This window comes from Halodesulfovibrio sp. MK-HDV (assembly GCF_009914765.1).
Lineage (GTDB): Bacteria > Desulfobacterota > Desulfovibrionia > Desulfovibrionales > Desulfovibrionaceae > Halodesulfovibrio.
Window position 1 is genome coordinate 94,028 of the sequence record NZ_WYDS01000015.1, and the last position, 12,312, is coordinate 106,339.

At 45.7% G+C, this 12,312-nt stretch carries 11 protein-coding genes; all 11 read left to right on the forward strand.

Features of this window, described 5'->3' with window-relative positions; genetic code table 11:
• The first annotated feature begins 317 nt into the window (after positions 1 to 317).
• Positions 318 to 1,073 carry a carboxylesterase gene (locus tag MKHDV_RS12555; protein WP_160715798.1) on the forward strand — a complete coding sequence of 252 codons (756 nt, stop codon included), beginning with the start codon at positions 318 to 320 and terminating at the stop codon, positions 1,071 to 1,073.
• Between the two features lie 251 nt (positions 1,074 to 1,324).
• Complete coding sequence (locus MKHDV_RS12560; protein ID WP_160715800.1) at positions 1,325 to 2,848, forward strand: glutamate synthase-related protein; 1,524 nt, start codon at positions 1,325 to 1,327, stop codon at positions 2,846 to 2,848.
• A gap of 5 nt (positions 2,849 to 2,853) precedes the next feature.
• Positions 2,854 to 3,294, forward strand: a complete 441-nt coding sequence (locus MKHDV_RS12565) for a 4Fe-4S dicluster domain-containing protein (RefSeq protein WP_160715802.1) — start codon at positions 2,854 to 2,856, stop codon at positions 3,292 to 3,294.
• A 16-nt stretch (positions 3,295 to 3,310) separates the two neighbouring features.
• Positions 3,311 to 4,588: an NAD(P)/FAD-dependent oxidoreductase gene (locus MKHDV_RS12570; protein WP_160715804.1), complete on the forward strand. Its 1,278-nt coding sequence runs from the start codon at positions 3,311 to 3,313 to the stop codon at positions 4,586 to 4,588.
• Positions 4,589 to 4,606: 18 nt separating this feature from the next.
• A complete protein-coding gene (locus tag MKHDV_RS12575; RefSeq protein WP_160715806.1) occupies positions 4,607 to 5,701 on the forward strand; it encodes a glutamine amidotransferase family protein in 1,095 nt (364 codons plus the stop codon).
• A gap of 2 nt (positions 5,702 to 5,703) precedes the next feature.
• Positions 5,704 to 6,462, forward strand: coding sequence for a hypothetical protein (locus tag MKHDV_RS12580; protein ID WP_160715808.1), 759 nt, complete (start codon positions 5,704 to 5,706; stop codon positions 6,460 to 6,462).
• Between the two features lie 464 nt (positions 6,463 to 6,926).
• A complete protein-coding gene (locus tag MKHDV_RS12585) occupies positions 6,927 to 7,883 on the forward strand; it encodes an MBL fold metallo-hydrolase (protein ID WP_160715810.1) in 957 nt (318 codons plus the stop codon).
• A 664-nt stretch (positions 7,884 to 8,547) separates the two neighbouring features.
• Complete coding sequence (gene yajC / locus MKHDV_RS12590; protein ID WP_160715812.1) at positions 8,548 to 8,910, forward strand: preprotein translocase subunit YajC; 363 nt, start codon at positions 8,548 to 8,550, stop codon at positions 8,908 to 8,910.
• A gap of 116 nt (positions 8,911 to 9,026) precedes the next feature.
• Entirely contained in the window at positions 9,027 to 10,622 is a 1,596-nt protein-coding gene (secD, locus tag MKHDV_RS12595; protein ID WP_160715814.1) for a protein translocase subunit SecD, read from the forward strand.
• Between the two features lie 11 nt (positions 10,623 to 10,633).
• Positions 10,634 to 11,719: a protein translocase subunit SecF gene (gene secF, locus MKHDV_RS12600; protein ID WP_160715816.1), complete on the forward strand. Its 1,086-nt coding sequence runs from the start codon at positions 10,634 to 10,636 to the stop codon at positions 11,717 to 11,719.
• Positions 11,720 to 11,982: 263 nt separating this feature from the next.
• Positions 11,983 to 12,300, forward strand: coding sequence for a c-type cytochrome (locus MKHDV_RS12605; RefSeq protein ID WP_160715818.1), 318 nt, complete (start codon positions 11,983 to 11,985; stop codon positions 12,298 to 12,300).
• Positions 12,301 to 12,312: the final 12 nt, after the last annotated feature.

Consider the following 12,312-nt stretch of genomic DNA (forward strand, 5'->3'; position numbering starts at 1 on the left):
CGACCCTGCGGGGGGTGTCTCCGACGGCTGGGTGAAACCTTGTTGAAACAAGGTTCTCCCCCAGACCCCCTTCCAAAAACTTTTATTTGTGAGGTCTACTACCCTGTGTGATTGCCTCGCGGCTTATGCGCCACTACCTTGCTGAAAATAGACTGATTATCCATGATTTGTAGCTTTGATTAAGCTCTCCAACGTATTAAACAGTAAGTGTACCTCGTTAATAAAAGTCTTTGGAGAGTCCAGAGAAGCCTTTCTCCAGAAAGGTTCTTTGGCCGCCGGAGGCAAACAAAAAAAACAAATAAGTATAAGGACAAAATATGAAAGTAGGCTGCTTGCTTATCCACGGCTGGACAGGGAGTCCCTTTGAGATGGAGCCACTGGTCGCGCCGTTGGAATCGGAGGGGTATGTTGTTCGTAATATAATGTTACCTGGTCACGGAACGACGTTTGAAGATTTTCAAACGACGGGCTGGGGTGATTGGGAATGGGCAGCACATAAAGAGTATGAGGCACTGGCGGCGCAAGTAGATGTAGTTTTCGTAATAGGTCTTTCCATGGGCGGCACGCTTGCGTTACACTTGGCGTCTAAATATCCGGTCGCAGGGGTGGTCTCGTTGGCGGCACCACTGTTTTTGTATTCGCTCTTTCCGTGGCAGATGAAAGATTGGCGTATGCCTTTTACGCCTATAATTAAGCACATTAAGCCAGTTTTTCCTTTGAAGAGGCGCGACGCTGAGCACTTACGAATAGCCCCGTGGGTAGGATATGACGAATTTGTAAGTATGCAGCAATTACATGAGCTTATGAAAGGGGTAAAGAAAGTGCGCGGTGAGGTGGATGCTATCAGTGCCCCAGTTTTAGCGATTCAAGCCCCTACAGACAAGAGTGTCCCTCTCGAAAATATTTTTTTAATCGCAAAAAAAGTCGCTTCGAAGGAAATTACGGTCAAATTATTGCGCATTGAGGAAAAAGTTACAGGACATCACGTGATTACGACCCATGTGGAGACCTCTGCGAGGGTGATCGAATTAGTGCAAGGATTCGTGAAAAGGGGTATTTATACAAAATTGTAAAAACAGAGTGTATTTAAAATAATAACAATTTTGTATAAATGCTAAATAACTACTCGTATTTGTTCAACTAAATATGTATTTTTAGAAGAATCTAAAAACTAAATATTACAATCTTGACAAATTTGACCATTTTTCGGTAAATATAATCCATGGCAGTTGCCAGCTAGTGGTAACTGACCGGTTTCAGATTTAGCTCAGAAAAAAATGCGTATGACGCGCGCGGGCGCTTTGTGTCACGAGGAGATATTACTTTGCTGTTTAAGCCTATCAGTCAGAATTTTAGCGACTTTGTTATCGTTCGTGAAAACGAACGCTGTATCAATTGCGAAGTTTGTGTGCGTCAGTGCTCGTATGAAGCCCATTACTGGGATGATGCTCGTCAGTGCGTGAGCCATGATCATACTAAATGTGTAGGTTGTCACCGTTGTGAAGCATTCTGTCCTACCGGTTGTCTTACTATTAAGAAAAACCCGGCAGACTTCAGAGACAACGCTCTTTGGACTCCTACATATATGAAGCACGTGTACAAGCAGGGCGATACCGGTGGTATTTTGCTTTCCGGCATGGGTTCACCATGTGATAAGCCAATCTACTGGGATAATCTCCAGCTTGACGCAAGTCAGGTAACTAACCCGTCTATTGACCCGCTTCGCGAGCCAATGGAACTCACCACGTACCTTGGCTCTAAGCCAGACAAAGTGAGCTTTGAGGATACACCTGACGGACCGAAACTTACTACTAAGATCGGCCCACAGCTTAAGCTTAACTACCCGCTCATGTTCTCCGCTATGTCTTTTGGTTCAATTAACTTGAACCTGCATAAGGCGATGGCTATGGCTGCTACTGAGCTTGGTATTGCTTACAACACTGGTGAGGGTGGCTTGCACCCTGATTTGTACAAATACGGCGAAAATACCATTGTACAGGTAGCATCAGGTCGATTCGGTGTTCATAAAGATTACTTGAACGCAGGTAGTGCCGTAGAAATTAAAATTGGTCAGGGTGCTAAGCCGGGTATCGGCGGCCACCTGCCAGGTGAAAAGATCGACGAAGAGGTTTCCAAAACCCGTATGTGTCCGGTCGGCTCAGATGCTATTTCTCCTGCGCCTCACCATGATATTTATTCTATTGAAGATTTGCTTCAGCTTATCTACGCAATTAAAGAAGCAACAGAATATAAGGTTCCAGTTTCTGTAAAAATTGCGGCTGTACATAATGCTCCGGCGATCGCTTCCGGTATTGTACGCGCAGGTGCAGATATTGTTGTTATTGACGGATTCAGAGGTGGTACAGGTGCTGCTCCTACCATGATCCGTGATAACGTAGGTATTCCGATGGAACTTGCTCTTGCTGCTGTAGACAACCGTCTGCGTGACGAAGGTATTCGTAACCACGCATCGTTGGTTGTTGCTGGTGGCGTACGTTGCTCTGCGGATGCTATTAAAGCAATCGCTCTGGGCGCGGATGCAGTATACATCGGTACCGCTGCCTTGGTTTCTGTTGGCTGTACTCTTTGCGGACGTTGCTACACTGGTAAATGCCCTTGGGGTATTGCTACCAACGAAGCGCGTCTTAAAAAACGTCAGAATCCAGAAGTTGCTGCTAAGCGTCTTGCGAACCTCATCCGCGCATGGGGACACGAGATTCAGGAAATGCTCGGCGGTATGGGACTCAACTCCATTGAAAGCTTGCGTGGTAACCGCGATAAGCTGCGTGGTCTTGGTCTTAACGAAGTTGAGCTGGACATTCTCGGCGTTAAACACGCAGGACGGTAGTAGATATGCGTAGAGTTTATCCAAATAAAGATGTCTGTATTGGCTGCCATATTTGTGAAGTTGCCTGCTTAACAGCACATTCCGCTAGTCAGGATGTTGTTATCGCCGCTAATGAAGAAACGGTGACAGGTTTACAGCCATGTAAGGCAGTATACGACAAGGGTCAGATCTCTGTAGCTCTCAGTTGTCGTCATTGTGACAGCCCATCTTGTGTATCCGCCTGTATTTCCGGCGCGTTATACAAAGATCAGGAAACAGGCCGCACTTGTTATGATGAAGAACAGTGTGTTGGTTGCTGGTCATGTCTGATGGCATGCCCTTACGGCGCGGTTCGCCGCAATGTTACTAAGGGTAAGATTATTAAATGTGACTTGTGTGAAGGCCGCGACATGCCAGCATGTGTGGAAGCCTGTCCTAACGGCGCACTGGTTTTCGAATCTCGCTGATAGCAGGAGCTCGTCCATGTCGTATGTCATAGTTGGAAACGGTGTCGCGTCTGTCGGAGCTATCGAGGGGATTCGTAAAGTTGATAAAACAACTCCGATCCTTGTTATAAGTGAAGAAGATACTCCTACATATGGACGTCCGCTGATTTCATATTTTCTTGCAGGAAAAATCAGTCTTGAAAGAGTAAATCTTCGACCTGATGAATTCTACGTAAAGAACAACGTTGAAGTTAAGCTAGACACCCGTGTGGCTGCCATTGATAAAGCAGCTAAGACCATTACCACTGAAGCCGGAGAGCAGATTGAATACAAACAGCTCTTACTGGCAACAGGCGGTGTACCTTTTATGCCTCCACTTAAAGGCATAGAAGGCAGCGGAGTATATAACTTTACTACGCTGAACCACGCACACATGCTGTTGGAACTTTCTAAAAGAATCCACAGAGTTGTCGTTATCGGTGGTGGGCTTATCGGTCTTAAGGCCGCAGAAGCACTGCGTTACAACGGTCTTTCCACTGCTATTGTTGAACTTGGAAGCCGCGTGCTTTCCGCAGCGTTCGATGATGTAGCCGGTGGCCTTGTAGCTCAAAGGCTCGAAGAAAAAGGTATCGCTATTCGTTGCGGTACTACTGTGGAAGAAATTCTGCGTACAGAGCAGGGCGAAGTTATTGGCGTACGTCTTGCCAATGGTCAGAAACTGGCTTGTGAAGCCGTTGTTGTTGCCATTGGTGTTGTGCCAAGCCTTACCCTTGCTAAGGATGCCGGAATTGCTGTGAACAGAGGCATCAAAGTTGATGACAATATGTGTTCCAGCGCAGATGGCGTATACGCCGCAGGTGACGTTGCTGAAGCACCTGATATGATTGCTCAGGAAGCCAGAGTTACACCAATCTGGCCTAACGCATTCAGTCAGGGCTACCACGCTGGCCTTAATATGGCGAGCGAGGACGCATCTCCGCATCCTGGCGGCTTACCAATGAACGCAATTTCTTTCTACGGGCTGCCAACAGCCTCTCTTGGTCATGTTAATCCGGCAGAAGACGAGGGTTGCGAAGTCTTTACCGAACTTGACGAAGAAAACGGATCATATCGTAAGCTGATTTTCCGTGATGAAAAGCTGATTGGCTATGTGCTTGTGGGAGAGGTCGATTTTGCAGGGTTGTACACCGGTTTTGTTCGCTTCGGTTTGGATATTACTCCAGACGTGAAAGACGAGCTTATCGCAGGTCAACCATCTGCACTGCTCTGGCCGGAAGAAGAATTTGATACAAAGTGGACCCCTGCTGCTGAGTAGAGGGCTTTGGAGATAGATATGAAAGCTCCCAAAGATTTTTGGCATTTTGATAAAGACATCTCAGGTTGTGGTGTCTTCGGGGTAATTGATAAGAAGAAAAAACTGATACCTGGTACTATGCCGATCGATGCAATGGCAACAATGCACGATCGCGGTAACGGTCTTGGTGGTGGTTTTGCTGCATATGGTATTTATCCTGAGCATGCAGATTTGTATGCCTTCCACCTGATGTGTGATGATCAGGCAGGCCTTGACCGCGCTGAAGAGATTATCAAACAGTACTTTGATATTAAGATTTCTGAGCCGATTCCAACCCGTAAGGTGTTAGCCATTACAGAATCCCCGCTTATGTGGCGCTTCTTCCTTTCTCCAAAGGCAGAACGTCCGAAGTGGCAGGATGTTGGTGAAGATGATTACGTAGTAAACATCGTCATGCACATTAACAACAGAGTGCCGGGTGCTTTTGTATTCTCCAGTGGTAAAGACATGGGAGCGTTCAAGGGTGTTGGTTTTCCAGAAGACATCGCAGAGTTCTTCAAATTAGAAGAATACAGCGGCCATATGTGGACTGGTCATAACCGTTTCCCGACTAACACTCCGGGCTGGTGGGGCGGCGCACATCCGTTTACCCTGCTGGACTGGGCGATTGTTCATAACGGAGAGATTTCCTCTTACGGTATTAACAGACGCTACCTGTGTCAGCACGATTATGAATGTAACATGATGACGGATACCGAAGTTGTAGCATACTTGCTCGACCTTCTTATCCGTAAGCACGGTCTTTCTCATGAAATGGCATGTAAAGTTTTTGCACCGCCTTTCTGGGATGAAATTGAGCGTATGCCGAAAGATGAACGTGAAGCGTATGAAGCGCTGCGTATGGTCTACGGCCCGGCAATGCTCAACGGCCCGTTTGCTATCCTCGTAACCGACAAAAACGGCATGATGGGACTTAACGACCGCGTTAAGCTTCGTCCGCTTGTCATCGGTGAAAAGGACGATATGGTATTCATGTCCAGTGAAGAGAGCTCCATCCGTGAAGTTTGTCGAGATCTCGACAGAGTATGGGCACCAAAAGCCGGCGAGCCGGTGATTGTGAAACTGGAGGACTAGGCATGGCTAAAAAATGTACTATCAACGCTGAAGGCGTGTACTACCGCCAATTGAACGAGCAAATTCGTGAAGCTGTGCGTGACGGTGTAACAGAGATTGAGTTAGAAAATATTCGCGGTCAGCGATACATTGGTAACTCTATTGAAGGCCCCGTTCACTTCCTGATTCACGGTGTTCCAGGACAGGACCTTGCGATGTTTATGCGCGGCGCAACTATGCGCGTAGAAGGCAACGCACAGGACGGCGTAGGCAATACTATGGATGATGGAGAAATCCAGATCAACGGTATGGCTGGCGATGTTCTCGGCTACGCAATGCGTGGCGGTCGTATCCTTATCAGGCAGGATGTTGGTTACCGTGTAGGCATTCATATGAAGTCTTACATGGAAAAACAGCCTGTAATCGTAGCTGGCGGTAAAGCTGGTGACTTCCTTGGTGAGTACATGGCGGGTGGAGCAATTATCCTCCTCGGTATGGATTCAACCATGGACGAAGCAGCACCTATCACTGGTAGAAGCCTTGGTACCGGAATGCACGCGGGTATTATTTACATCCGTGGTGACGTTCCTGATTACCAGCTTGGACCTGGTTTACAGCTCGAACCAATTAACGAAGAAGATATCGCTTTCATCCGTTCCCATGTCTCAGACTGGGCTGAAGCATTCGATAAGGATGTGGAAGAAGTGATGCAGGGCGAGTTTAAAAAAGTAACGCCGTTCTCCCACCGTCCATACGGCAACATGTACGTGGGAACAAACTAGGGTGTCAGAAATTTTTTCTGAACATTCCTAGCAAGCAACGGCTAGATAGTTTCTTTCAAACTGAGGACTTCTCCTAAGCTTGACTGATAAACGACCAAAACGGATGGCCCCCATGATTGGCATGGGGGCTTTTCTGTTGTGTAAGGATAAAAATTTAGTAGCTGCTGCCATCATTATCACTACCTTGTTCCTTTCTAAAAGAGAGGGCTTGTATACCTTTCTCGAATATCGCAAAAGTTGTTTTCATACACAATTTAGGGTGCTGTTGGGAGAAGGTTTTTCTAAGTTTAACATGCTGTAAAATATTATTTTTTGTAGTGATAAGTGATAAGGTCTTATAGTGGCTAGTTTGGTTTTGCTTAGTTGTTCTTATTCCCATTGTGATAACTTTAGACTCAATATTTCAAAGCTGCGGAACACGGGATATACTTTCTCTCGTAACCGATAAGCAGAGGAGTATTGGCATGAAGGGCGTAAAGTTTATGGGGGTAACAGTCTTCTGTGCAGCGATGGTCGCCGTGGTGGCGCTGGCTGCAATACGATACAAAGAGAATACTCTGGTTAACCCCTGTGAAAAGTTGACTACCTATTCCAAGCTGGCTGGCGACCCTGCCGAGATTATCTACGATAAAGAGAAACAAATTATTGAGCCGTTCGCATACTTTGATGATCTGTATTATGTGGGACTTGCATGGGTAGGGGCGTATCTGTTGGATACCGGCGATGGATTGATTCTGATAGACACGTTGCACGACCCCTATGTTCAGGTCGGTCAGAGCAACATAAAAAAACTAGGCTTCTCACCTAAAGACATAAAGTATGTGATTGTAACTCACGGACACTTTGCGCACGTGGGAGGGGCTGCATGCTACCATAATAAGTACGGCGCAAAAGTCATAATGACTGATGCCGCGCATAGGAAAACAAAGCTAGATCGAAATCAGAAAGATTTTCCGATAACGGCTCCAACGGTAAGTCGTTACGTGTCTGATGGGGACGTACTTACTCTTGGTGATAAGACTATTAAATTTTACGAAACTCCCGGCCATTCAAAAGGTGCTTTGTCATTAGAGTTTACGGTGAAGGATCGCGGGAAAGAATATACTGCTTTCATGCTTGGTGGCGTAGGTGTTTATTCTAGAAAACCAGAGGGTTTTGACGAATTTATTGCCACAGTGAACCGTGTCATAGGTATTGTTAAAGATGACAACGTTACTGTGGGTGTGATTGGGCATCCGATGACAGCTAATGACCTTATTAAGGTTGGACCTTCACTTTCAAAACGTCCGAACGGGCAACCGCATCCCTTTGTTGACCAGAAAGCCTATTTAGAGTGGCTGGCTAAGCTTAAAAGGGACACGGAAATGAAAAAGAAGGAACTGTTAGAAGATGAAAAGGCAGGGGAAACAGCTACTTTGTAGTTTTAGTTGCTTCGGTCACGCTCCCACGATTTTTGAATGTTAATTGCCCGAGAATTTTTTGATGAATAAAAAGCCCCCATTGTTAGCATGGGGGCTTTTCTTTTTTGATAGAAGGTTGTTAGCTGTATGATGATGCAACTCTTTTTCAGTTACTGCACATGAATGTAAGCACTCTTCTAGAAAGCCGAAAATTTTAAAACTTTCAAGCGTAACGAGAGGGTGTGGCATGTGAATATTTTACAGGGCATATTTTTGTTGTTACGAAATTGTAGCGGTTAAGTGGTAGTGTGCAATCTATAGTCATGTAAAGACAGAATGTTATATTTGGGTATGCTGTACAAAAACTGTTGAAACAGAGTTGTAACAATGGCGTTGTAGAAAAGGGCGTAAATTAAAGGTGGCATGCATTGCAAATGCATGTTCTTTTATTTCTGTTAGAAACACCGGCAGTTAAAAAACTTGCATGTTTTTTGACGAAAAGGTACTCGATTCAGGTTTATAGCTTTTTGTTATTACGAGTAAAAAACAAAGCCAGTTTGGCTTTAATGATTACCAGTCGCATTATTTTCTGATAGTATTTCGATAATCATTTGATTTAATGGAAAACTCAGAGAATATTTTTGCTGCGACGTTACGATTTTTTGATAACCGTTAAGGAGTTCTTATGTTCTTTCCAGAAGCAGCTTGGGCTATGGGCGCATTAGGCGGTGGCCAGACAGGTCAGGAAGGCAACCCGATTGCGGCCTTCGTACCACTCGCTTTAATGTTTGTTATTTTTTACTTTCTTCTTATCCGTCCTCAGCAGAAAAGAGCGAAAGAGCACAAAGCTCTGTTGGATAATCTCCAGAAAGGCCAGACTGTTGTAACTGGTGGTGGTCTTATCGGCACCATCGTAGGAATCAAAGAAGACGTTATTTCTGTTGATCTTGGTGAAACTACCGTTAACGTAGGTCGCCAGTACATCTCCGGTCTTAAATCTTCTACTCCTGCTGCTGATAAAAAAGCAAAAGACGGTAAAAAGAAATAATTTGTTGAGCAGGAAACTGGACTTATTCAGTTTCCTGCTTGTTCAGCACAACGCTGTTGTTGTCCCGATCGGTTTCGTATCGGGTTTTGCTGTTTGAATAGTATCAAGGAGTTATAATGAGAGAGGGGTTGCGATGGAGATTACTGGTCGCGATTTTTGTGCTCGTAGTTGGCGTAGTATACGCTCTACCAAGCATTCCAGCGATCGGAACATCCCCAATCAAAAAGTTCTTACCTGAAGAAAAGGTCAGCCTTGGCCTTGACCTGCAGGGTGGTATCCACCTTGTTCTCGGTGTAGATGTTGATAAGGCGCTTTCCACTAATCTTTCCCTTATGGGGCAGGATATTCGCACAGTAGCACGCGAAGATAAAATTTTCATTTTACAGCCGCGTCTTGTGCAGGGCGAAAAGCTTGAGTTTGTACTTCTTAAGTCTTCACAGAAAGAAGCTCTTGATGCTTTGCTTGAAAAAAGCTTCAACCGTTTAGATGCGGAATCTACCGTTCTTGATAACAAAAAAGTTCGTTACACACTGACCTACACACCGGAATACAGAAAATACGTGGCTGATCTTACTTTGGATCAGGCTGTAAAAACTATCCGTAACCGTGTTGACCAGTTCGGCGTTGCCGAGCCGGATATCCGTAAGCAGCAGGACTACCGTATTCAGGTACAGCTCCCTGGTCTTACTGATACCGAGCGTGCAATTAAGATTATCGGTAAAACCGCGCACCTCGAATTTAAAATGGTTCGTGAAGGGGTAGACCCTGCAAAAGCTGCTAAAGGCATTGTTCCTCCGGGGACAGAAGCTATGCAGCAGATGCATCGCAATCCTGACGGAACTTATTCTGAGTCTGTTATTGTTCTGAACAAAAACGCAGCACTCACAGGTGACACCATCTCTGATGCGCGCGTTGCGTACGACAAGTTCAACAAGCCATATGTTGCTATTACTTTCAATAGCAGCGGTTCACGTCGTTTTGAAGAGCTTACTGGCGAGAACGTAAAAAAACGTATGGCTATCGTACTTGATGGCAAAGTTTATTCCGCACCAGTAATTCAGGAAAAAATTCGCGGTGGCCGCGCTTCTATTTCCGGTAGCTTTACTACTGAAGAAGCACACGATCTCGCTATCGTACTCCGCGCCGGTTCCTTACCTGCACCGGTTAAAATTCTTGAAGAACGTTCCGTAGGACCTTCCCTTGGTCAGGAATCTATCGATCAGGGCATTACTGCGACACTTATTGGTGGCGCGCTCGTAATGATCTTTATGATGATCTACTACGGCTTCAGCGGTGTTATCGCTAACGTTGTTCTCCTTATGAACATCGTGTTCATCGTTGCTGGTCTTGCTGCATTCGGTGCAACCCTTACATTGCCTGGTATCGCTGGTATCATCCTTACTCTTGGTATGGCTGTTGATGCTAACGTAATTATCTTTGAACGTATCCGCGAAGAACTTCGACGCGGTCTTACTCCGTTCAAAGCAGTCGATGAAGGTTTCTCCAGTGCGACTCTGACAATTTTTGACGCAAACGTAACTACATTGCTTGCGGCAATCATTCTCTACCAGTTCGGCACAGGCCCAATTCGTGGTTTTGCGGTAACGCTTAGCCTCGGTATCTTGGCTTCCATGTTCACAGCTATCTTCTGCGCACGCATCATCTTTGGTCTTTGGATCAATGGTAAGCCGGGCAGAAAGCTCAGCATATAAGGAGATAGATCATGGGTCTGAGCATTATTAAACCAAACAGCAAGATTGATTTCATCGGACTGCGTAAATATTCAGTTATATTGTCCCTTGCGCTCCTTTTGCTTGGCCTTGGCTCCCTCATCCTTCACGGCGGCCCTAAGTACGGCATCGACTTTTCCGGTGGTGTACTTGCACAGGTTCGTTTTGACAGCGCAGTGCAGCCTCAGGAAATTAAAGACAGTCTCGCAAGTGCTAAACTTCAGGGACTTTCTGTACAGCGTTTTGGCGACGGTGATACCGAATACCTTTTGCGTATCTCTTCTGTTGGTGAAGTAGACAAGCGTCTTCCAGAGATTCTGAAAGCGCAGTTCGGTCAAAGTATGCCGAACAATACATTCTCCATTGAACGCCTCGATATGGTTGGTCCAAAGATTGGTGCTGACCTTCGTTCCGCAGCTTTAGAAGCGTTGTACTTTGCAGTACTTCTTATCGCTATCTATATCTCCGGTCGATTCGAGCAACGCTGGTTTACCGCGGGCATCATGGCCGCAGGACTTGCCTCCGGTATGTACCTTCTCGACTTGATGGGTACTCCGAAGCAGTTGCAGGTTCTCATCGCTATGCTGCTTACGCTTGGTATTTGCTGGAAGCTGAAGCTCAATTTCGCACTCGGTGCGGTTATTGCGCTTATTCACGACGTTCTTATTACCGTCGGGATTCTTTCCCTTCTCGGTAAAGAGTTTGACCTGACCATCGTAGCAGCATTGCTTACCATCGTTGGTTACTCTCTTAACGATACTATTATCGTATTTGACCGTATCCGTGAGAACATCTTCCAGCGTACCGCACCAACTTACGGTGAAGTAATTAACAAGGCTGTTAACCAGACCTTGAGCCGTACGTTGCTGACTTCCTGTACTACAATGTTGGTATTGGTTTCTCTCTTCCTTTTCGGTGGTGGAATTATTCACGACTTTGCACTGACACTTCTTGTTGGTGTAACTGTTGGTACTTATTCCTCCATCTTCGTTGCAAGCCCAGTGCTTTACGCATTCAGCCCGAACGAAATTCCGGAGGAAGAAGTGGAATCCCACAACCATGCAGATGGTACTGTGTAAGTATCTCTCGCTTCGTAGACATAAAGACGCCCCTTTCGGGGCGTCTTTTTTTTTGTCTTGTCACTGGCTGCGGCAATGTCTTGTTTCAGACGGTTTGAAGAAAGCCTGTAGCACTGACGCAGGCTGTAGATTCGTAGGGTCTACGCGGAAAATATGAAATTTAAAGGGAAGAAGAGTTATCAACGATTGCTCTATTGATCTTTTTCCATTGTTGGTGGTATGTTATGGTTTAAATCTATATTTCACGAATTCAACGGAGAATTATGATGAAGAAAGTGGCAGTCTGTTTTGCAATTTGTAGTTTCCTGTTGGTCTGTGCTTCCCTCAGTGTTGCAAGTGGTACCGCCGGTGAACCGCTGTATAAATCATGCGCTGGATGTCATGGGCAGTCAGGTGAAACAATGGCTCTTGGTGTAGGCAAGCCGCTAAAAGGCCAGACCGCTAATCAAGTTCTTGAAAAGCTAAACGGATACGCTGACGGTACATACGGTGGTTCTAAAAAAAGCATCATGGTCGGTATTGCTAAGCGTATGAAAGAAGAAGACCGCGTTAAAGTGTCCGAATACATTAGTACATTTTAGCTTATTACAAAG